Below are 21,249 nucleotides of genomic sequence, written 5' to 3'. Positions count from 1 at the left end.
CAGGATGCGGATCGATCTGAACGCGGATATGGGCGAAGGCTTCGGCCCCTGGACGATGGGCGACGACGCGGCCCTGCTGGAGGTCGTGACCTCGGCCAACATCGCCTGCGGCGCCCATGCCGGCGATCCCTCGGTGATGGCCGCGACCATGCGGCTGGCGGCGGCACGCGGCGTGGGGATCGGCGCGCATCCGGGCTTTGCCGATCTGCAGGGCTTTGGCCGCCGCCGCATCAGCCTGTCGGCCGAGGAGCTGGGCAACCTGATCGCCTGGCAGCTTGGCGCCGCACAGGGCATCGCGCGGTCCGTGGGGGCCGAGATCCGGCATCTGAAGCTGCATGGCGCGCTGTCGAACATGGCCAGCGAGGACCCCGCCATCGCACGCGCCTGCTATCAGGCCGCGCTGCGCGTGGACCCCGACATCATCCTTGTCGTGCTGGCCGCAACGCCGATGCAGGCCGTGGCCGAGGAAATGGGCGCGCGCCATGCCAACGAGATCTTCGCCGACCGGGCCTATCGCGACGATGCGACGCTGGTGCCGCGCGGCCAGCCCGGCGCGGTGCTGCATGACGTGGCCGAGATCGGCCCGCGGATCGAAAGGATGCTGCGGGCGGGGGCGATCATCACCGAAAGCGGGCGGCACATCCCCTGCCGGATCGACACGGTCTGCCTGCATGGCGACAGCCCCGGCGCGGTCGCCATGGCGCATGGCCTGCGCGCGCATCTGACCGGTCAGGGCATCCGCCCGCAGATGATGGACGGCTGAGCGAGACGCTCACGTTCTCGTGATCACGTACCAAAAGGGGGCGCGGCCCCGTAACTGCTTTCACAGGCGGCCCCGACCTCATGGCCGGCCCGCCGAACAAAGGGACGATCCGACCGATGACGCACAAGACCCGGACCACAATGGCCATCCTGCTGGTGCTGGTCGCCGCGCTGGCCCTGGGCTGGTGGCTCTGGCCGCTGATCAGCCAGCCCGAGCGGATCCGCGCGCTGGTCGCCTCGGCTGAGGCAGTGCGCGACGAGAGGCCGGTCACGATCCTCGCGCTCTACTTCCTGGCCTATGTCGCCGTGGCGGCGCTGTCGCTGCCGGTCGCGGTCTGGCTGACGCTCGGCGCGGGGGCGCTGTTCGGGCTGGCGGCGGGGATCGTGCTGGTCTCGCTGGCCGCGACCCTTGGCGCGGTGCTGGCCTTTCTGACCGCGCGCCACCTGCTGCGCGACCGGGTGCGCGCCCGGCTGGGGGCGCGGCTGGGCGAGCGGGCCGACGCGATCGAGGCCGGGTTGCAGCGCGACGGCGCGTTCTACCTGTTCTCGTTGCGGATCCTGCCGGCGCTGCCCTTCTTCGCGGTGAACCTGCTGATGGGGCTGACGCCGATCCGGGTCTGGACCTATGCCTGGGTCAGCCTGCTGGGGATGCTGCCGGCGACCGCGATCTATGTGAATGCGGGCACCCAGCTTGCCCAGATCGAGCGGCCCTCGGACGTGCTGTCGCCGGGAATCATCGGGTCTTTCGTGGCGCTGGCCCTGTTTCCCTGGATCGCGCGTTGGGGCCTTGGCCTGTGGCGGCGGCGCCAGCTGGGCCGCAGCGCCGACCGGCCACGCAGCTTTGACCGCAACGTCATCGTCATCGGCGCGGGCTCGGCGGGGCTGGTGGCGGCGAATGTCGCGGCCTCGGCGGGGGCGCGGGTCACGCTGGTCGAGGCGCACCGGATGGGCGGCGATTGCCTGAACACGGGCTGCGTGCCCTCGAAGGCGCTGATCGCCAGCGCAAAGGCCGCCCATGCCGCCCGCAACGCCGCCCGAATGGGCATTGCCGCCGGCCCGGTCACAGTGGATTTCCCGGCCGTCATGGCCCGCATCAGGGCAGCCATCGCCGCCATCGCCCCCCATGACAGCGCCGAACGCTATCGCGGGCTGGGCGTCGAGGTGATCCAGGGCCGCGCCCGGCTGGCCGATCCCTGGACGGTCGATATCGCCCTGCCCGACGGGCTGACACGGCGCCTGACCGCCCGCGCGATCATCCTGGCGACCGGCGCGGCGCCCGTCATGCCCGATCTGCCCGGACTGGCCGAGGCGGGCGCGCTGACCTCGGAAACGCTGTGGGACCGGTTGGCGCAGCGGGGCAGCCTGCCCGCGCGGCTGGTCGTCCTGGGCGGCGGGCCGATCGGTCTGGAACTGGCGCAGGCCATGGCGCGGCTGGGATCGGCCGTCACCGTGGTCGAGGCCGCGCCCCGCCTGCTGCCGCAGGAAGGCGAGCGGACCGCGAGCCTGATTGCAGGCGCGCTGGCCGCAGACGGCGTGACGGTGCTGACCGGCACGCGCGCACTGGCCGCCGGGACCGAAGGCGCGGCGCGCTGGCTGGAGATCGAGGCGGGCGGCACCACACGCCGCCTGCCCTGCGACGAGATCCTTGTGGCGGTCGGCCGCAAGCCCCGGATCGAGGGGCTGGGTCTCGACGGGCTGGGCGTCCCGATCAGCGGCTCAATCGAGACGAACGAGCATCTGCAGACGACCTGGCCGCATATCCTGGCGGCGGGCGATGTCGCGGGGCCGTGGCAATTCACCCATGCGGCGGGCCATCAGGGCGCGCAGGCCGCGCTGAACGCGCTCTTTGGCGATCTGTGGCGGCAGAAGGGCAAGCTGGCCGCGATGCCGCGCGTGACCTTCACCGATCCGCAGATCGCGCGGATGGGGCTGGGCCCGCACGAAGCCGCGAAACGCGGCCTGGCGCATGACGTGACCCGCTACCCGCTGGCCTCGCTGGACCGGGCCGTCGCCGAAGGCGCGACCGAGGGGCTGGTCGAGGTCGTGACCGCCAAGGGCCGCGACAGGGTTCTGGGCGTCACCATCGTCGCCCCCGAGGCGGGCGAGATGCTGGCCCCCTTCGCGCTGGCCATGCAGAACGGGCTGGGCCTGTCGCGGATGCTGTCCACCGTCCTGCCCTATCCCACCTGGTCCGAGGCCAACCGCAACCTTGCCGGCCAGTGGCGGCGCGCCCGGCTGAACCCGCGCCTGATGGCGATGCTGGCCCGCTATCACGAATGGAGACGCGCATGATCGACGCGGCCCTGCAACCGCTGCAGCGGCGCATGCTGGCGCCCGTCGCCGGGCGCATGGCGCAGGCGGGGATCGGCGCCGATCAGGTGTCGGTCGCGGGCTTCCTGATAGGGCTGGGCGCGGTCGCGGCGCTGGCGATGCAGGCCTATATGCTGGCGCTGGTGCTGCTGCTGGCCAACAGGCTGGCCGACGGGCTGGACGGCGCCATCGCGCGGCAGGGCCGCCCCACGGATCGCGGCGCGTTTCTGGATATCGCGCTGGATTTCGTCTTTTACGCGCTGTTTCCCCTGGGCTTTGCCATCGGCCAGCCGGATCAGGCGCTGCCCGCCGCCGTGCTGATCGCGGCCTTTGTCGGGACGGGCTCGTCCTTTCTGGCCTTTGCCGCCATTGCCGCGCGGCGCGGGCCGATCCCCGCGAGCCACGGACCCAAGGGCATCCACTACCTGGGCGGACTGACCGAAGGGGCCGAGACGATCGCGGTCTTCGTGCTGACATGCCTCTGGCCCGCGGGTTTCGCGACGCTGGCCTATCTCTTTGCCGCCGCCTGCCTGCTGACCACGCTGACGCGCTGGCATCAGGGTTGGCTGGCCTTTTCGCCCGAACATGACCGACCCCATCGACAGGAGTGAACGATGATCCCAGCCCGCCCGCTGGCGCTGGCGCTGGCCCTTGGCCTGAGCCTTGCCGCCCCCCTGCATGCCGAGACGACGGATTGGCAGGCCGTCCTTGACGAGGCGCGGGGGCAGAACGTCTTCTGGCACGCTTGGGGCGGCGATGCGCGCACCAACGCCTTCATCGAATGGGTCAGCGCCCGGACCAGCGAGCGTTACGGCGTCACCGTCACGCAGGTCAAGCTGTCGGACACCGCCGAGGCCGTGACCCGCGTCCTGTCGGAAAAGGCGGCAGGCCGGGATGAGGGCGGGGCCGTGGACCTCATCTGGATCAACGGGCCGAACTTTCTGGCGATGAAGGAACAGGGCCTTCTGCACGGCCCCTTTGTCGCGGACCTGCCCAATGCGCGTTTCGTGGACCTGTCACCCGAGGCGCCGGCTTCGGTCGATTTCACCGTCCCGGTCGAGGGGATGGAAAGCCCCTGGCGGCTGGCGCGCTTCGTCTTCGTCCATGACAGCGAACGCGCGCCCGAGCCGCCGCGCAGCATGGCCGAATTCGTGACCTGGGCCGAGGCCCATCCGGGCCGGGTGACGCATCCCGCCGTGTCGAACTTCATGGGCGCGACCTTCCTGAAACAGGCGCTTGTCGAACTGGCCCCCGACCCCGCCATGCTGCAAGCGCCCGCCACCCCCGAGACGTTCGAGGCCACCACCGCGCCGCTATGGGAGTGGTATGACGCGCTGCGTCCGAACCTCTGGCGCGAGGGCCGCACCCTGCCCGAAAATCAGGGCATCCAGCAGCAATTGCTGAACGATGGCGAGATCGACATCGCGATGTCGTTCGATCCGGCCTCGACCGCCGCCGCCATCGCCGAGGGGCTTCTGCCCGACACGGCCCGCGTCTTCGTGACCGAGGGCGGCATGATCGGCAATGTCAGCTTCGTGGCGATCCCCTACAACGCGGCGAACAAGGCGGGCGCCAAGGTCGTGGCCGATTTCCTAATCTCGCCCGAGGCGCAGGCGCATATGCAGGACATCACGGTGCTGGGCTCGTTCTCGGTCCTAGACCCCGCCCGTCTGGATGCCGAGGCGCAGGCGCTTTTCGACGCCCTGCCCAAAGCCGAGGCCCTGCCCCGCCTGGAGGATCTGGGGCCAACGCTGCTTGAGCCGCATGCCAGCTGGATGACCCTGCTGACCGAGGAATGGTCGCGCCGCTACACGCAATGAGGGCCGTTCCCGCGCTGATCCTGGCCGCGCTGGTCGCGCCGGTCGCGCTTGGGCTGTGGCAGACCGGGCGGGCGGCCTTTGGCATCATGCCCGCCCTTGGCCGCGAGACGCCGTCGCTGGACCCCTGGCGGCAGCTTTTCGCCTTGCCCGGTCTGGGCGGCAGCATCCGGCTGTCGCTGGTCAGCGGGCTGGGGGCGGCGATCCTGTCGCTGCTGATCGCGCTGGCGCTGGTTCAGGCGTTGCAGGGGCGGCTGTCGGCGGCGCGGGCCGCGCGCTGGCTGGCGCCGTTCCTGGCGGTGCCGCATGCGGCGCTGGCAATCGGCATGGCCTTCCTGCTGGCGCCCTCGGGCTGGATCGCGCGCGCCCTGGCGCCGCTGATGGACTGGACGCGCCCGCCCGGCATCGCCAGCGTCAACGACCCGTGGGGCATGGCGCTGATGCTGGGGCTGATGGTCAAGGAGATCCCGTTCCTGATGCTGGTGATCCTGGCCGCGCTTGGGCAGGTGCCGCTGGCGCGGATCATGGCGATGGGGCGGGCGCTTGGCTACGGGCCCGGGGCGGTCTGGCTGCGGCTGGTCCTGCCCGCGATCTGGCCGATGCTGCGCCTGCCCTTCTGGGTGGTGCTGGTCTATTCGGTCTCGAATGTCGAGATGGCGATCATCCTTGGACCGGCCAATCCGCCGGTTCTGGGGGTCGCGGTCACGCGCTGGTTCGCCAGCCCCGATCTGGCGATGATCCTGCCCGCATCCGCCGGGGCGATCCTGCAGGCGGGGCTGGCGGGCGCGGTCATCGCTGCAGCCTGGGGGGCCGAGCGTCTGGCCGCGCGGCTGGGGCCGGTCTGGCTGGCGCGCGGCCGGCGCGGCCCGGCCCGCGCGCCGGGCTGGCTGGTGGGCGCGCTGTTGCGGCTGGCGGGCGCTGCGGGTCTGGTGCTGATGGCGGCGGGGCTGCTGGCCATGGCGGCGCTGGCGATCTGGTCGCTGGCATTCCGCTGGTCCTTTCCGCAGATCCTGCCCGAGACCTGGTCGCTGAACGCGTGGTCCATGGCCGCGCCGGGCTGGCGGCGGGCGCTGACGACCTCGGTGCTGCTGGCGGGGGCGACGGCCGGCCTGTCGCTGGCGCTGGCTGTCGCATGGCTTCAGGCGGCGCCCGCGCGGATGCGGGCGGAATGGCTGATCCTGCTGCCGCTGCTGGTGCCGCAGATCGGATTCCTCTACGGGCTGAACGTCGTCTTCCTGCGCGCGGGGCTTCAGGCCGACCTGCTGACGGTGGGCATGGGGCAGATGCTGTTCGTCTTTCCCTATGTGCTTCTGTCGCTGTCGGGGCCGTGGCGGGCGGTGGACCCGCGCCTGATGCGGACGGCGGCGGCGCTTGGCGCGGGGCCGTGGCGGCGGCTGGTCGCAGTGCGGCTGCCGGTCCTGCTGCGCCCGCTGCTGACGGCATGGGCCATCGGCATCGCCGTCTCGGTGGCGCAATACCTGCCGACGCTGTATCTGGGCGCGGGCCGCGTCGCGACCCTGACGACCGAGGCCGTGACGCTGGCCTCGGGGTCGGACCGGCGCGTCTCGGGCGTCTATGCCAGCCTTCAGGCGCTGGTGCCGCTTTTGGCCTATGCCTGCGCCTTCGTGATCCCCGCATGGTGGCACCGCGACCGCCGCGCCCTTGCCGGAGCCTTCCGATGAGCCTGATCCTGGACGACGTCACCATCGCCCGCCCGGACGGCGCGGCGCTGATCCGGGGCCTGACGCTGAACGTCTCGCCGGGATCGGTGACAACGGTGATGGGGCCGTCCGGGATCGGCAAGTCGACGCTGCTGGACGCGATCGCGGGCAGCCTTGCGCCGGGCTTTTCGCTGTCGGGCCGGATCACGCTGAACGGGCGCGACCTGACCGGCCTGCCGCCCGAACGCCGCCGCATCGGGCTGATGTTCCAGGACTCGCTGCTGTTCCCGCATCTGAGCCTTGCGGGCAATCTGGCCTTTGGCCTAGACCCGCGCATCCGGGGCCGGAGCGCCCGCGCGCAGGCGGTCGAGCATGCCCTGACCGAGGCCGGTCTGGCGGGCCTGGGCCCCCGCGATCCGGCCACCCTATCGGGCGGGCAGAGGGCGCGCGCGGCGTTGATGCGAACGCTGCTGGCCGCCCCCGAGGCGCTGCTGCTGGACGAGCCTTTCGGCAAGCTGGACATGGCCCTGCGCGACGAGATCCGGCGCTTTGTCTTCGACCATGCCGCCGCGCGGGGCGTGCCGGTGCTGATGGTCTCGCACGATCCGCAGGACGCGGCGGCGGCGGGCGGGCCGGTGGTCGCGCTGGCCTAGCAGCGCCCGCGTGCCATGAAGCCCCGGTCGATCCGGTCCTTCAGCCGCCACAGAAGCGCGCTGCCCCCGGCCCCGCCAAGGGCCAGACCGCCCCAGAGCGCAATCGCCCGGCGCTCGCCCAACGAGACCAGCTTGAGGAAATCGCGCTGCGGGCGATGGGGCCGAAGCGGGCGGCCAGCGGCCAGCGCGGCAAGGTTATGGGCGAGATCCGGCCCCTGGCGCACGGCATGGACGCCCGCCTTGGGGCGCGGGCTGGCCAGCATCTCGGCGCAATCGCCCACGGCAAGGACATGCGGATATTCGGGATGCTGAAGCGTGGGGCCGACCGGGACGAAGCCGCGCGCATCGGTCAGGCCTGAGCCCTCCAGCCAGCCATGCGGCCGCGCGCCCGCCGCGCCGACGATCAGGTCGGCGCCGTGGATGCGGCCATCGGCCAGATGCAGCGCGTCCGCCTCGATCCGCGTGACGGCGGTGCCGGTGACGACCCCGATGCCGCGCCGGTCCAGCGCCGCCAGCACCATCGCCCGCGCTCGCGCGCCAAGGCCCGGCAGGGGCTGGGACCCCGCCTCGATCAGCGCGACGCGCGCGGCGGGGCCAAGGCGATGCGCCATGGCCAGCGCGATCTCGGCCCCGCCGAGGCCCGCGCCGATCACCGCCACGCGCGGCGCGGGCGGAGCCTTTGCCAGCCAACGGGCCCAGCCCTCGGCGAAGGCGCCCAGAGGCTTGACCGCCAGCGCGTGTTCCGCAAAGCCGGGCAGCGCGTCCATCCGGGCATGGACGCCGATATCCAGCGACAGCAGGCCGAAATCGTGCCAGGACCCGCCGATCCTGACACGGCGCCGGACGGGATCGACGGCATCGGCGGCAGCCTCGACCCGCGTCACGGCGGCGCGGTCGCACAGGCGCGGCAGGTCGATCATCAGCGCGCGCGCAGGATAGTGCCCCGCGACATGGCCGGGCAGCATGCCGCTATACCAGGCCCCCGCCCCCGGATCGGCCAGCAGGATCGGCCCCTCGGGACGGCGCGACGGACGCTCGGCCCACAGGCGCAGGACGCCGATATGGGCATGGCCGCCGCCAAGCAGGATGATCCGCATGACCCTAATCCCTCTCGCAGGCCCGCCTCACTTTGCCGTGATACCGCCACGGCGTGCGGCGGGCGGGCGTATCTAGCATGAGACAGATACGGAGGCACCCGATGAAACGACGCATGGCCCTGACCGTCCTTGGCGCCGCGCTGGCCGCGCCATGGGTCGCGCGCGCGCAGGCGGCGACCCTGGCCTTTGACGGAGGCTGGCAGGCGCTGACCTTTCCGCGCCTGACCCCGACGCGCTATGCGCTGGAGGGCGCTCAGCTGGGGATCGCGGCCGATCAGAGTTCCTCGCTGATCTATCGCGGGCTTGATCCGGCGCTGCGTGGCGCGCGGCAGGCGCGCTGGAACTGGTCCGTCAGCGAAAGCGTCCCCGCCACCGACCTGTCGCGCAAGGGCGGCGACGACCGCAACATCGCGCTGTACTTCATCTTCATGGATGCGGCCTCGGCCCGGAGCCTGCGCCCCGGCACCAGCCCGCAGCGGCTGCTGTCGAACCGCTCGGCACGGGTGATAATGCATGTCTGGGGCGGCAACCACGCCCCCGGCAGCATCCTGCCCAGCCCCTATATGCGCGGGCGCGGCTTCACCATCGTCCAGCGCCCGGCGGGCACCGGCGAGGGCCGCGTGGAGACCGATCTGGCACGCGATCACGCCCGGGCCTTCGGCCCCGAGCCCGAGGCGCTGGTGGGGGTCGCGGTCTCGGCCGACAGCGATGACACGGCGACGCGGCTGCGGGCCAGCATCAGCAATCTGAGCCTTGGCTGAGGATCGGGACGATCGTCCCCTCTCGGGACGGTCGTCCGCGAAAATAAGGAAGCCGGTCCACCACTCGGCGCCGATCAGGAACCATGTTCCGCGCTTCGCCACCATCGCGCAACATTGGCCGGGCGCGCGCGCCAAGGGTTGGTCGGATGTTCGCCCGCCCTCTTGCGCGCGCGAAGGCGGCGCACTTGTCCGGGGCCGGAGGCCGCTCTAGCTGCAAACGGACAGCATCGGAGAGGCGCCATGTCCATCACCATCAGCGCGATGACCAAGCGGTTCCAGAAGACCGAGGTCCTGCGCGGCATCGATCTTGACATCGCGCCGGGCGAACTGGTCGCGCTGCTAGGACCTTCGGGCTCGGGCAAGACCACGCTTCTGAAGATCATCGCGGGGCTGGAATGGCCCGATGCGGGCAGCCTGACCGTGAACCGGTCGGACTGGCTGCAACTGGCCGCGCGCGACCGGCGCGTGGGCTTTGTCTTTCAGCATTACGCGCTGTTTCCGCATATGAGCGTGCGCGACAATCTGGCCTTCGGCCTGAACGTGCGCCCGCGCGCCGAACGCCCCGGCAAGGCCGTCATCGCGGCCAAGGTCAACGAATTGCTGGGCTTCCTACAGATCGCCCATCTGGCCGACCGCTATCCGGCGCAATTGTCGGGCGGCCAGCGCCAGCGCGTCGCGCTTGGCCGGGCGCTGGCGATCCAGCCGCGCCTGCTTCTGCTGGACGAACCCTTCGGCGCGCTGGACGCGGCGATCCGGCGCGACCTGCGCCGCTGGCTGCGCGGCGTCCACGAGGCGACCGGATCGACCACGATCTTCGTCACGCACGATCAGGAAGAGGCCTTCGAACTGGCCGACCGCGTCGTAGTGATGGGCGAGGGCCGCATCGCCCAGATCGGCCATGCCGACGAGATCCACGACCACCCCGCCACCCCCTTCGTCGCCCGATTCATGGGGGCGACGGTGGAGCTGCCGGTGACGCTGGCGCAGGGCCGCGCACTTGGGGCGGGTCTTGACCTGACCGCGCTGCCCCGCCGCGCCCTACCTGACGGGTCGGCCACGCTGTTCGCCCGCCCCGCCGATATTCGCGTCATGCCCGATGCGGTAAGCCCCTGGCGGGTGGCGCAGGTCGTCTCGACCGGGGCCGAGCTGCGCGTCGCCCTGACCCATCCCGACCTGCCCGAGGCCGAGGCCGTGATGCCCCGCCGCGGCACCGCACCCCTGCACCAAGGGGATGCGGTGACGCTGCGGATCGAGGCCGCTGCCCTTTTCCCCGCCAGCCGCCGCGAGGCCGCGCCCGCGCCCCAATCCGAAAACCGCAAGAAAGAGATCGCCCGATGAAGACGCCGCTTCTGGCCACCGCGCTGGCCCTGACCCTTGCCGCCCCCGCCGCAGCGCAGGACCGCCTGCTGAATGTCAGCTATGACATCGCCCGCGAATTGTTCGAGGCGCTGAACCCCGCCTTTGCCGAACATTGGCAGGCGGAAACCGGCCGCACCGTCACCATCGACCAGAGTCATGGCGGCTCGTCCCGTCAGGCCCGTGCCATTCTGGAGGGTCTGGCCGCCGATGTCGTAACCTTCAACCAGGAAACCGATATCGACGTTCTGGCCGAAGGCGGCCTATTGCCCGTGGAATGGCGCGACGCGCTGCCGAACGGCGCCTCGCCCTATTATTCGCTGCCTGCCTTCCTCGTTCGGCAGGGTAACCCCAAGGGGATCGAGGATTGGGACGACTTGGCCCGCGAAGACGTGGCCCCGGTCTTTCCGAACCCCAAGACCAGCGGCAATGCGCGGTACACCTATCTGGCGGCCTATGCCTACGGGCTGGCGCAGAATGGCGGCGATCACGAGGCGACGCAGGAATTCGTGCGCCAGATCTTTGCTGGCGTGCCGGTCTTCGACACGGGCGGGCGCGCCGCGACCCAGACCTTTGCCGAACGCGGCATCGGTGACGTGCTGGTGACCTTCGAGGCCGAGACCGCCCAGATCGCCGAGGAATACGCGGCCCAGGGCTTCGAGCGCGTGACGCCCTCGATGAGCCTCTTCGCGGCCTTCCCGGTCGCGGTGGTCGCTGAGAACGCCGAACGCAACGGCTCGACCGAGGTCGCGACGGCCTATCTGGAATGGCTCTATTCGGCTGACGCGCAGCGCATCCTGGGCGATTTCGACTATCGCCTGACCGACGAGACCGTGGCCGCCGAATTCGCGGAAACCGTGCCCCAGGTCGAACTGGTCACGGTCGACGAGATCTTCGGCGGCTGGGACGCGGTGCGCGCCGAACATCTGGCCGATGGCGGCATCCTGGATCAGGTCTTCGTCAACCAATGATCACGGCGGCCGCCCCCATCCGCGCCAGACGCGTCCTGCCGGGCTTCACGCTGAGCCTCGGCACGACGCTGCTCTATCTGGTGCTGATCGTGCTGATCCCGATCGCCGCCCTGATCCTGAAAGGGGCCGAGATCGGCCCCGCCCGTTTCTGGGCCATCGTCAGCAGCGACCGGGCGGTGGCGGCCTTCCGCATCACGCTGATCGCGGCGGCCATCGCCACGATCTTCAACGCGGTCTACGGCCTTCTGATGGCCTGGGTGCTGACCCGCTACGACTTTCCGGGCAAGCGGCTGCTGGACGCGCTGATGGACGTGCCCTTCGCGCTGCCGACGGCGGTGGCGGGCCTGTCGCTGACGGCGCTCTTCTCCGCGAATGGCTGGTTCGGCGCGGTCCTGCACCCGGCCGGCATCCCGGTCGTCTACACGATCTGGGGCATCGCGCTGGCCATGGCCTTCACCTCGGTCCCCTTCGTGGTCCGAACGGTGCAGCCGGTGCTGGAGGATCTGGACCGGTCGCTGGAAGCCGCGGCCGAAACGCTCGGCGCGCGGCCCTGGCAGATCTTCGCAAAGGTCGTCTTTCCCGCGATCCTGCCGGCCTGGCTGGCGGGCTGCACGACGGCCTTCGCGCGGTCGCTCGGCGAATTCGGCGCCATCGTCTTCATCGCGGGCAACCTGCCCTTCCAGACCGAGATCGCGGCCCTGCTGGCCTATATCCGGCTGGAGGAATTCGACTATAACGGGGCCGCCGCGATCGCGCTGGTGCTTCTGGGCTTCGCGCTGGTCCTTCTGGTCGCATCGAACCTGCTGCAGAACTGGGCGGCCCGTCACCGCGAGGCCCTGAGATGAGCGCCGCCACCCGCCCCGCCAGCCCCGGCGCCAAGGCGCTGGTCGCCATCGCCGCGCTCCTGACGATCCTCTTCGTCGCGGCGCCGCTGGCCTATATCTTCGCCCGCGCCTTTTCGCAGGGGTGGCAGGTCTATGCGTCCAACATCCTGAACCCGATGACGCTGCACGCGATCTGGCTGACCAGCATCGTGGCGCTGGTCGTGGTGCCGCTGAACGTGGCCTTCGGAATCGCGGCCGCCTGGGCCGTGGCCAAGCACCGCTTCCCCGGACGCGGCATCCTGGTGACCATGATCGAGATCCCCTTCTCGATCTCGCCCATCATCGCGGGGATCTGCTACCTGCTGCTCTATGGCCGGCAGGGGCTGCTGGGCTCGTGGCTGCAGGCCAACGACCTCCAAGTCATGTTTGCGCTGCCGGGGATCATCCTGGTGACGATGTTCGTGACCGCCCCCTTCGTCGCGCGCGAGGTGCTGCCCCTGATGCAGGCGCAGGGCAGCGAACAGGAGCAGGCAGCGGTGACGCTCGGCGCCTCGGGCTGGCAGGTCTTCCGCCGGGTGACGCTGCCCAACATCAAATGGGCGCTGCTTTACGGCGCGGTCCTCTGCACCGCGCGCGCGGTGGGCGAATTCGGCGGCGTCTCGGTCGTGTCGGGCAATATACGCGGCCAGACCAACACGCTGCCTTTGCATGTCGAATTGCTGTTCAACGACCTGAACGCGGTCGGCGCCTTCGCCGCGGCCTCGGTCCTGACGCTGATCGCGCTGGTCGCGCTGGTGGTCAAGACGCTGCTGGAGGCCCGCCGCACCTGACGCGCAGAGGGGGCACGCCTTCGCGGCCCCATCGAGGGGCCGCGAAGGCGGTCGGGGCCTAGGCCCCTCCGCCGCCCCTCCTTTGCCTTGGTTCAAATATCCCGGGGGGAATCCGGCAAGGCCGGATGGGGGGCAGCGCCCCCCTGCCCGCCATCGGCAGGCACGGCCTGCAAGCTCAGGCGTCCAGCCGCGTCACGGCCCGGACATCCTTGGCGATCTCGATCCGGCGGGGCTTCAGAGCCTCGGGCACTTCGCGCAGCAGATCGACATGCAGCATGCCGTCGACATGGCTGGCGCCCTCGACGCGCACGTGATCGGCAAGCGTGAAGCGGCGCTCGAAGGCGCGGGTGGCGATACCGCGATGCAGATAGGTACGGCGCTCATCCTCGTCGGCCTTGCGGGCCGAGACGATGACCGCGCCGTCGCGCATCTCGACATTCAGATCGTCGGCGGAAAAGCCCGCGACGGCGATCGAGATGCGATAGCTGTTCTCGCCGGTCTTCTCGATATTGTAGGGGGGATAGGTGGGCGCCGCGACATCGGCGGTCAGGGCGCGGTCCATCAGGTCGGCCAGCCGGTCGAAACCGACCGAGGCACGGTAAAGCGGGGTCAGGTCCAGATTGCGCATGGTCTCATCCTTCTTCAAGCGATGCGATAGGGTGCCCCCCGATCAACCGGGCGGGCGCAGGGGCGGTGCCGTCATGGCCACCGCCATCCCTGATCTAGGCGCGAAAAAGTCGGCTTCAAGACCCTTCAGGCGGGCTCCAGCGCGCGCGGGCGCGGGCCGCCCGTCGCCCAGTCCAGCAGCTCGACCGTATGGACGACGGGCAGGTCCGTGCCGCTGCCGATCTGCATCATGCAGCCGATATTGCCCGCCGCGATCACCTGCGGCGCGACCGCCTGAAGCGAGGCGATCTTGCGCGCCTTCAGCTCCTGCGACAGGTCGGGTTGCAGGATGTTGTAGGTCCCCGCCGATCCGCAGCAGAGATGCGCGTTCGCAGGCTCGGCCACCTGGAAGCCTGCCTTGGTCAGCAGATCCTTGGGCGCGCTGCGGATCCTTTGGCCGTGCTGGAGGGAACAGGCCGAGTGATAGGCCACGCGCAGCCCCTGCCCCTCGGTCGCGCGGATCTCGGGCAGGCCCAGCCCGTCCAGAAACTCGGTCACGTCGCGCGCGAGCGCGGCGACGCGGCGGGCCTCGGCCTCCAGCGGGTCGCCTGCAAACAGATGGCCGTAATCCTTGAGCGTGGTGCCGCAGCCCGAAGTGTTGATGATCACGGCATCGAGCGTGCCCTCGGCCTCGGCCGCCAGAAGGCGGTTGATGCTGTCGCGGGCGCGGGCCTTGCCGTCGGCCTCGTCGCCCATGTGCAGGGTCAGCGCGCCGCAGCAGCCGAAGGATTGCGGGATCACCACATCGCAGCCCGCCCGGCGCAGCAGACGGATCGTCGCATCGTTGATGTCCGTGTTCAGCGCCCTCTGCGCGCAGCCGATCATCAGCACCACGCGCGCCCGGCGCGGACCGATCGCGGGAAAGGTCTGGCCGTCATCGTTGCGGCTGACCGGGGGGATTTCCTTCGGCGCCATCGCGATCATGGCGCGCAGGCGGCGGTCGGGCATCAGCCGCGCGAAGGGCCGCGCGATCCGCGCCCCCAGCAGCGCCAGCCGGAAGCGGCCCGGATGGGGCAGGACCAGCTTCAGCACCCGGCGCAGCGCGCGTTCGCGCCAGGGGCGGCGATAGGTGGCCTCGATATGCTCTCGCGCATGTTCCAGAAGATGCGCGTAGTGCACGCCCGAGGGGCAGGTCGTCATGCAGCTGAGGCAGCCGAGGCAGCGGTCGATATGCTTGACCGTGCGTTCATCGGCCGGCCGGCCCGATTCCAGCATGTCCTTGATCAGGTAGATCCGCCCGCGCGGGCTGTCCAGCTCGTCGCCCAGAACCTGATAGGTCGGGCAGGTCGCCGTGCAGAAGCCGCAATGAACGCAGGTCCGCAGGATCTTGTTCGAGCGCGCGACCAGCGGGTCGGCCAGTTGCTCGGGCGTGAAATGGGTCTGCATCAGTCACATCCCTCGAAGATGCCGCGAGGGTCGAAACGCGCGCGAAGGTCGGTGTTCAGCCGCTGCGTCACCGGATCGGTGGCCGGGATCAGCCCCGGCGCGGCCCCCGTTACGCGGCGCGCATGGCCGTCAAAGGGCGGCAGGTCGGGGGCGCTGCCCACAGGCAGCGCGACATGGATCAGCGCGCCGCCCCAATCCAGCGCCAGGGGTTGCGGCAGGCTTGCCAGAATGGCGGGCGCCTGGGACGGGCGGCAGAGGATGCGCCAGGTCTCAAGGGCAGGATCACAGGCGACGGCATGAAGAAGCGGCCAGGGATCGTCCTCGGCCTGCTCGACCCGACCGAGGGCGGCGAGGCGGGCACTCAGCGAGGCCGCGCGTTCGGCGACCGACCCCGCCAGCCCTTCCAGCCGCAGCAGCGCGCCGCGTGCAGGCAGCCAGGCCGCGCCCGACACGTCCCACGCGCCGCCAAGCGCAAGGGTCAGGGCCGGGATGGCGGCGGCGGCATCCAGATCGGGCAGGCTCAGCGTGACGCTGACCGGCGGGATCGGCGCGGTGCGGAAGGTCAGTTCAGTCAGAACGCCCAGCCGGCCCCGGCTACCCGCCATCAGCTTGACCAGATCGTAGCCGGTGACGTTCTTCATCACCCGCCCGCCATTGCGGATGATATTGCCCTCTCCGTCGATCATGCGGATGCCCAGAAGCGCGTCGCGCGCCGCGCCCAATTGCAGGCGGCGGGGTCCGGCGGCATTGGTCGCGGCCACCCCGCCGATGGTCGAGCCGGGCGCGCCTGCGGGTTCGAAGCCCAGCATCTGCCCCTCGGCCCGCAGCGTGTCCTCGACGACGGCCAGCGGGGTTCCGGCGCGGACCGTCAGGGTCAGTGCCTCGGGTTCGTAGAGCGTGACACCCGTCAGCCCGCGCGTGTCGAGGGGCGCGGCCGCGCCCTCGCCCGGCCAGCGGCGGGTCGCGCCGCCCGTGATCGACAAAGGCGCGCGCGCCTCGCGGATGATCTGGGCCAGATCGGCCTCGGTCTCAGGCCGCATCGGCGGGCCTGTTCAGGCGGCGTTCCCGGCGCGGGGCCGAAGCGTCCAGCGGAAAGACCTTGGCCGCGTTCAGCAGCCAATGCGCGTCGAAGGCATCCTTGACGCGCATCTGCGCCTCGAGATCGGGGGCGGCGAATTGCACATGCATCAGGTCGCGCTTTTCGATGCCGACACCGTGTTCGCCGGTCAGGCAGCCGCCCATCTCGACGCAAAGGCGCAGGATTTCGGCGCCAAGCGCCTCGGCCCGGTCCAGATCGCCGGGCTTGTTGGCGTCGAAGATGATCAGCGGGTGCATGTTGCCGTCGCCCGCATGGAACACGTTCGACACCGCGAGCCCGTAGCGGCGCGAGAGGTCCGTGATGCCCGCCAGAACCTGCGGCAGCGCGTTCACCGGGATCGTGCCGTCCAGGCAGATATAGTCGCCCAGGCTGCCCATCGCGCCAAAGGCGGATTTGCGGCCCAGCCAGATGCGCCGCGCCTCGTCGTCAGAGCGGCTTTCGCGGAACTCGATCGGATCGAAGCGCAGGGCGATGTCGCGGATCAACGCGAGTTGCTCGTCGATCTCGGTGGGCGTGCCCTCGACCTCGACGATCAGCAGCGCCTCGCAATCGGGATAGCCCGCGCCGGAATGGGCCTCGGTCGCCAGGATGCAGGGGCGGTCCATGAACTCGATCGCGACGGGCAGGACGCCCGCGCGGATGATCGCGGCGACGCAGGCCCCCGCCGTTTCGGTCGCGTCGAAAGCCACAAGGACCGGGCGCGCGCCTGCGGGCTTGGGCAGGATGCGCAGGCTCGCCTCGGTCACGATGCCAAGCTGGCCTTCCGAGCCGCAGACGACGCCCAGCAGGTCCAGCCCCGGCGCCTCGCCCATCGGGCCGCCCAGTTCCACGACCGACCCGTCCATCAGGACCAGCGTGACGCCCAGAAGGTTGTTCGTCGTCACGCCGTATTTCAGGCAATGCGCGCCGCCCGAATTCATGGCGATGTTGCCGCCGATCGCACAGGCCAGCTGGCTGGAGGGATCGGGCGCGTAGAAGAAGCCCAGATGATCCACCGCCCCCGACACGGCCAGATTGGTGCGACCGGCCTGAACGCGGATCATGCGATCCTCGGGCGCGATTTCCAGCACCTCGGTCATGCGGGCAAGGCCGATCACCACCGCATCCTCGGTCGGCATCGAGCCGCCCGCGAGGCTGGTTCCCGCGCCGCGCGGCACGACCGGCACGCGCAGGTCGTGACACAGCCGCATCAGGCGCGACACCTCCTCGGTCGAGCGGGGCAGCACCACGGCAAGGGGCGGGCAGCGATAGGCCGTCAGCGCGTCGCATTCATAGGCGCGCGTCTCGGCGGGATCGTCGATCACCGCGCCGGGCAGCGCGTCGTTCAGCGCGGCGACGATCGCCGCACGGCGCGACAGCACGCCGGGATCTGGCTGGGGTAGCTGGATCATGGTTCCTCCTCGCGGGGTGCCGCACCGGCGGGCATGACACTCCTACGCAAGGTTAGTGCCAGCCGCGCCCCCTTTTCAAGCGGCAGCCATGCCGCATAGAACGAACAGATGATGTTTCAGTCTCTTCTGGATAGCCGTCTGGCGCTGCCGGACCTTGTCGCGGTGGCGCTGCTTTTCGCGGCATGGATCGGCATCGGCTGGCTGACCGAAAGCCCGCCTGCGGGCCGGCCCTCGGTCTCGGTCCTGATGACGCGGTTCCGGCGCGAGTGGATGCGGCAATTCGTGTCGCGCGACAACCGCATCTTCGACGGCAACATCCTGGCCAGCCTGCGCGAGGGCACCGCGTTCTTCGCCAGCGCCTGCATGATCGCGACCGGCGGCCTGCTGGCGCTGATCGGCAATGGCGAAAGGCTGCGCGGCATCGTGCGCGAATTCGAGATCGAATCCGTCGCGGGCACGGGCTACGAGATGCGCCTCCTGGTCACGATGTTCTTCGTGGTGAACGCCTTCCTGAAATTCGTCTGGGCGCACCGGCTGTTCGGCTATTGCGCGGTCACGATGGCCTCGGTGCCGAACCGGCCCGACGATCCGGTGGCGCTGGACCGCGCGATGCAGGCCGCCGATCTGAACATCACAGCGGCGCGCAACTTCAATGCCGGGCTTCGCAGCGTCTATTTCGCGCTTGGCTCGCTGACCTGGCTGGCCGGGCCCTGGGGCCTGATTGCGGGCACGGCGGTCGTGCTGTTCGTGTCGTGGCGGCGCGAATTCGCCTCGACCTCGCGGCAGGTCATCCTGCGATCGCTGCCCGCACCCGAGCTTTCCGTTCCTGTCGCCGGGCAAGTGTCAGGACCACGGCGCCCGCAGCCGTAAGCGCGATGCCCACAAGGCCGGGCGCGCGCCAGCCCCAGCCCGCCGCCAGCGCCAGACCGCCAAGGAACGGCCCAAGCGCATTGGCGGCGTTGAAGGCCGCGTGGTTCATCGCGGCGGCCATGTTCTGGGCGCGGCCCGCGACCTCCATCAGCCGGGTCTGAAGCGGGATGACCAGCCCCGCCCCCGCCGCGATCAAGAAGGACGAGGCGACCATCAGCGGCCAGCTTCCCACGACCAGCGCCGCGAAGCCCTGCGTCACCGCCATCGCGGCCAGGCTGAGGTAAGCGGCGCGGTCGGTGCCCAGCCGTTCGGTGTAGCGCCCCGCCGCCCAAGTCCCCAACGTGCCGCCGATGCCGAAGACCGCCAGCGTCAGCGGGATGACGTAGGCCGGCGCATCGGTCGTGGCCAGGATCGCCGCCGTCAGGAAGGCATAGACCGAGAACAGCCCTCCGAAGCCGATCGCCCCCACCGCCAGCGTCCACAGGACGCGCGGATTGGACAGGGCGGCCAGTTCGTCCCATGGCCGGGCATGGGGATTGCCGCCGACGCGCGGCGCCAGCCGCAGGATCGCCAGCGCCGAGGCCAGCGCGATCACGCCGGGCATGGCAAAGCCCCACCGCCAGTTCAGCACCTGCCCCATCCAGCCCGCCAGCGGCACGCCCACGATATTGGCGACCGTCAGCCCCAGGATCACCTGCGCCGCGCTCCGCGCCCTCTGGCCCGCAGGCAGCGCATCGGCAGCGTAAAGCATCGCGACGCCCAGAAAACCGCCATGCGGCAGGCCGGCCAGAAACCGCGCCGTCGTCAGCGAGGCAAAGCCCGGCATCATCGCGGCCGCAAGGTTCATCACCCCGTAGAACGCCATCAGCGCCGCCAGAAAGCGCCTGCGCGGCAGCCTCGCCCCCATCATCGAGGTCAGCGGCGCCCCCACCACGACCCCGATCGCATAGGCGCTGATCACATGCCCCGCCTGCGATTCACTGAGGCCCAGATCGCCCGCGAAGAACGGCAGCAGCCCCATGGCCGAGAATTCGGACGTACCGATGGCAAAAGCGCCAAGCGCCAGCGCCAGAATAGCCGGGCGCAGATCGCGGCTGGGGGTGTCGGTCATGGGCTGGTCCTTCTGGGGGCTTTTCGGCCCTCACATCAGCTTGCCCCGGCAAGGGCAAGGGGCCGCGCGGCGGGCCGGACCCTGCACGGCGTGCAATGCCTCAGATGTGGCCGCGCTGCATCATCAGCCAGACCGCCCCTGCCGCGATCAGCAGCAGCGCCAGAACCAGTTTCGCGGTCACGCCCAGGATGCGGCCCTGCACGCGGGACAATTCCCCCAGCGGACGCAGATGCGCCGACAGGGCGGCATGGTCGCGCGCCAGCGCCGCCAGCGGCAATTGCCGCGCGATCCGGGGCTGGCAGGCCAGCCGGTCGGCCCGCGCCAGCCGCCATCCCTGCCGGCGCAGCCGTCCGGGCAGCGCGCCGCCGCGTCGCTGCATCATCTGTTCCAGCGTGGGTCTTTCGCCGCGCGCGCCCCCGCCCAGCCGCGAGACCATCAGATCGGCCACGTCATCGGCCATCTTGCGGATATCCTCGAACGAATGGGGCGCATTGCTCATGGCGGCACGATAGACGGGATGGCGGCGGCGCGCCAGACGCTCTAACCTGCCGCGATGAAGCTGAATCACGTCCTTGCCGGGGATGATACCGGTCTGCCCGTCCTTCTGGTCCACGGCCTGTTCGGCCAGGCCCGCAACCTTGGCGCACAGGCGCGCCGGCTGGCCGAAAGCCGCCGCGTGGTCAGCGTCGATCTGCGCAATCACGGCGACAGCCCGCATGATCCCGACGCATCCTACGATGCGCTGGCCGCCGATCTGGCCGAAACGATCGAGGCCTTGGGCGGGCGCGCCGATCTGGTCGGGCATTCGATGGGCGGCAAGGCGGCGATGGTGCTGGCGCTGCGGCGGCCCGAACTGGTGCGCAAGCTGGTCGTCATGGACATCGCGCCGGTGGCTTACGGCCATGACCAGACGCCCAATATAGATGCGATGGAAAGCCTGGACCTGACCGGGATCGAGCGGCGCGGACAGGCCGACCGGGCGCTGGCCGACCGGATCGAGGATCGCGGCACCCGCGCCTTTCTGCTGCAAAGCCTGGACCTGTCGCGCCAGCCGCCGGGCTGGCGGCTGAACCTCGCGGCGCTGCGGGCGCATATGCCGGGCATCGTGGGCTGGCCCGACGGCCTTCCGCAGGCCGGCTTCGACGGCCCGGTCCTGGCGATGCGGGGCGCAAGGTCGGACTATGTCACCCGCGAGGGAGAGGCCGCCTTGCGCGCCTATTTTCCTCAGGCGCGGGTGCTCACGATCAAGGATGCAGGCCATTGGCTTCATGCTGATGCGCCCGAGGCGGTGGCCGAGACGCTGGCCGCGTTTCTGGGCGCAGGCTAGGCCTGCTGCTCCGCAAGCCGCTCGGCCAGCGATTCCGCGCGCGCGGCCAGTTCGGCCATCGCCTCGCGCAGATCCTCGGGGACGACGGGCACCTCGACACGGGGCGGGTTGGCCTGAAGCCGGGCGATCTGGCGTTCGGCCTTGTCCAGCCGTTCCTCCAGCCCGGCATAGCGGTCGGCCAGCATCAGCCCGGCCAGCAGCAGCAGGCGCTGTTCCGGCACGCGCCCGGCCTGAGACAGGATCTGCTGCGCCTCGCGGTCCAGGATCTGGGCGGCTCGGGCCAGCAGCCCCTCTTCGCCATCGGCCGATCCGACGCGGTATTCCTTGTGTCCGATGGTGAATTCGACTTCGGCCATG

Annotated in this window: 21 protein-coding genes; 13 read left to right on the top strand and 8 right to left on the bottom strand. The window is 70.5% G+C overall.

Annotated features, from left to right (window positions below; genetic code table 11):
• Nucleotides 1-4 precede the first annotated feature (4 nt).
• From QAR72_RS06650 to QAR72_RS06625, 6 genes are all read left to right on the top strand, one after another.
• Nucleotides 5-763 (top strand): LamB/YcsF family protein, encoded by a 759-nt coding sequence (locus QAR72_RS06650; protein WP_304616584.1) that lies wholly within the window; start codon nucleotides 5-7, stop codon nucleotides 761-763.
• Between the two features lie 116 nt (nucleotides 764-879).
• Nucleotides 880-3,054, top strand: a complete 2,175-nt coding sequence (locus QAR72_RS06645; protein WP_304616583.1) for an FAD-dependent oxidoreductase — start codon at nucleotides 880-882, stop codon at nucleotides 3,052-3,054.
• A complete protein-coding gene (locus QAR72_RS06640) occupies nucleotides 3,051-3,683 on the top strand; it encodes a CDP-alcohol phosphatidyltransferase family protein (protein ID WP_304616582.1) in 633 nt (210 codons plus the stop codon). The genes QAR72_RS06645 and QAR72_RS06640 overlap by 4 nt, the downstream gene beginning before the upstream one ends.
• Before the next feature lie 6 nt (nucleotides 3,684-3,689).
• On the top strand, nucleotides 3,690-4,892 hold the full coding sequence (locus tag QAR72_RS06635) for an ABC transporter substrate-binding protein (protein ID WP_442953563.1): 1,203 nt from the start codon (nucleotides 3,690-3,692) through the stop codon (nucleotides 4,890-4,892).
• The gene (locus tag QAR72_RS06630) at nucleotides 4,889-6,571 is read left to right on the top strand and encodes an ABC transporter permease (protein WP_304616580.1); all 1,683 of its coding nucleotides are present in this window, start codon (nucleotides 4,889-4,891) and stop codon (nucleotides 6,569-6,571) included. Before QAR72_RS06635 ends, QAR72_RS06630 begins: the two co-directional genes overlap by 4 nt.
• A complete protein-coding gene (locus tag QAR72_RS06625) occupies nucleotides 6,568-7,203 on the top strand; it encodes an ATP-binding cassette domain-containing protein (protein WP_304616579.1) in 636 nt (211 codons plus the stop codon). The genes QAR72_RS06630 and QAR72_RS06625 overlap by 4 nt, the downstream gene beginning before the upstream one ends.
• Here QAR72_RS06625 and QAR72_RS06620 read toward each other — a convergent pair.
• On the bottom strand, nucleotides 7,200-8,300 hold the full coding sequence (locus tag QAR72_RS06620; RefSeq protein WP_304616578.1) for an FAD-dependent oxidoreductase: 1,101 nt from the start codon (nucleotides 8,298-8,300) through the stop codon (nucleotides 7,200-7,202). The genes QAR72_RS06625 and QAR72_RS06620 overlap by 4 nt on opposite strands.
• A 113-nt stretch (nucleotides 8,301-8,413) precedes the next feature.
• Between QAR72_RS06620 and QAR72_RS06615 the strand changes: the two genes are divergently transcribed.
• From QAR72_RS06615 to cysW, 5 genes are all read left to right on the top strand, one after another.
• Nucleotides 8,414-9,061, top strand: coding sequence for a DUF3047 domain-containing protein (locus QAR72_RS06615; RefSeq protein WP_304616577.1), 648 nt, complete (start codon nucleotides 8,414-8,416; stop codon nucleotides 9,059-9,061).
• Nucleotides 9,062-9,301: 240 nt separating this feature from the next.
• Nucleotides 9,302-10,399 carry a sulfate/molybdate ABC transporter ATP-binding protein gene (locus QAR72_RS06610; RefSeq protein WP_304616576.1) on the top strand — a complete coding sequence of 366 codons (1,098 nt, stop codon included), beginning with the start codon at nucleotides 9,302-9,304 and terminating at the stop codon, nucleotides 10,397-10,399.
• On the top strand, nucleotides 10,396-11,388 hold the full coding sequence (locus QAR72_RS06605; protein WP_304616575.1) for a sulfate ABC transporter substrate-binding protein: 993 nt from the start codon (nucleotides 10,396-10,398) through the stop codon (nucleotides 11,386-11,388). The genes QAR72_RS06610 and QAR72_RS06605 overlap by 4 nt, the downstream gene beginning before the upstream one ends.
• Nucleotides 11,385-12,233 carry a sulfate ABC transporter permease subunit CysT gene (cysT, locus tag QAR72_RS06600; protein WP_304616574.1) on the top strand — a complete coding sequence of 283 codons (849 nt, stop codon included), beginning with the start codon at nucleotides 11,385-11,387 and terminating at the stop codon, nucleotides 12,231-12,233. Before QAR72_RS06605 ends, cysT begins: the two co-directional genes overlap by 4 nt.
• A complete protein-coding gene (gene cysW, locus QAR72_RS06595) occupies nucleotides 12,230-13,042 on the top strand; it encodes a sulfate ABC transporter permease subunit CysW (protein WP_304616573.1) in 813 nt (270 codons plus the stop codon). Before cysT ends, cysW begins: the two co-directional genes overlap by 4 nt.
• A gap of 175 nt (nucleotides 13,043-13,217) precedes the next feature.
• Here the strand turns inward: cysW and QAR72_RS06590 are convergent, their stop codons facing one another.
• The 4 genes from QAR72_RS06590 to QAR72_RS06575 form a co-directional block, all read right to left on the bottom strand.
• On the bottom strand, nucleotides 13,218-13,670 hold the full coding sequence (locus QAR72_RS06590; protein ID WP_304616572.1) for an Hsp20 family protein: 453 nt from the start codon (nucleotides 13,668-13,670) through the stop codon (nucleotides 13,218-13,220).
• A 125-nt stretch (nucleotides 13,671-13,795) separates the two neighbouring features.
• A complete protein-coding gene (gene glcF / locus QAR72_RS06585) occupies nucleotides 13,796-15,094 on the bottom strand; it encodes a glycolate oxidase subunit GlcF (protein ID WP_304616571.1) in 1,299 nt (432 codons plus the stop codon).
• On the bottom strand, nucleotides 15,094-16,134 hold the full coding sequence (locus tag QAR72_RS06580; RefSeq protein WP_304616570.1) for an FAD-binding protein: 1,041 nt from the start codon (nucleotides 16,132-16,134) through the stop codon (nucleotides 15,094-15,096). The genes glcF and QAR72_RS06580 overlap by 1 nt, the downstream gene beginning before the upstream one ends.
• Nucleotides 16,124-17,584, bottom strand: a complete 1,461-nt coding sequence (locus QAR72_RS06575) for an FAD-linked oxidase C-terminal domain-containing protein (protein WP_442953562.1) — start codon at nucleotides 17,582-17,584, stop codon at nucleotides 16,124-16,126. The genes QAR72_RS06580 and QAR72_RS06575 overlap by 11 nt, the downstream gene beginning before the upstream one ends.
• Nucleotides 17,585-17,692: 108 nt before the next feature.
• On the opposite strand from QAR72_RS06575, the gene QAR72_RS06570 reads away from it, so the two are divergent.
• Nucleotides 17,693-18,454, top strand: a complete 762-nt coding sequence (locus QAR72_RS06570) for a DUF599 domain-containing protein (RefSeq protein ID WP_304616569.1) — start codon at nucleotides 17,693-17,695, stop codon at nucleotides 18,452-18,454.
• Here the strand turns inward: QAR72_RS06570 and QAR72_RS06565 are convergent.
• Nucleotides 18,372-19,565 (bottom strand): MFS transporter, encoded by a 1,194-nt coding sequence (locus QAR72_RS06565; protein WP_304616568.1) that lies wholly within the window; start codon nucleotides 19,563-19,565, stop codon nucleotides 18,372-18,374. The genes QAR72_RS06570 and QAR72_RS06565 overlap by 83 nt on opposite strands.
• A gap of 100 nt (nucleotides 19,566-19,665) precedes the next feature.
• Nucleotides 19,666-20,133 carry a hypothetical protein gene (locus QAR72_RS06560; protein WP_304616567.1) on the bottom strand — a complete coding sequence of 156 codons (468 nt, stop codon included), beginning with the start codon at nucleotides 20,131-20,133 and terminating at the stop codon, nucleotides 19,666-19,668.
• Here QAR72_RS06560 and QAR72_RS06555 point away from each other — a divergent pair.
• A complete protein-coding gene (locus tag QAR72_RS06555; RefSeq protein ID WP_304616566.1) occupies nucleotides 20,119-20,892 on the top strand; it encodes an alpha/beta fold hydrolase in 774 nt (257 codons plus the stop codon). The two genes, QAR72_RS06560 and QAR72_RS06555, sit on opposite strands and share 15 nt — an antisense overlap.
• Here QAR72_RS06555 and QAR72_RS06550 read toward each other — a convergent pair.
• Entirely contained in the window at nucleotides 20,889-21,248 is a 360-nt protein-coding gene (locus QAR72_RS06550) for a cell division protein ZapA (protein ID WP_304616565.1), read from the bottom strand. The genes QAR72_RS06555 and QAR72_RS06550 overlap by 4 nt on opposite strands.
• Between the last annotated feature and the right edge of the window lies 1 nt (nucleotide 21,249).

The organism is Paracoccus sp. (in: a-proteobacteria) (genome assembly GCF_030604785.1).
Taxonomy (GTDB): domain Bacteria; phylum Pseudomonadota; class Alphaproteobacteria; order Rhodobacterales; family Rhodobacteraceae; genus Paracoccus.
The sequence above is the reverse complement of the archived record's forward strand: the minus strand, read 5'-3'. Positions and strand labels throughout refer to the sequence as shown.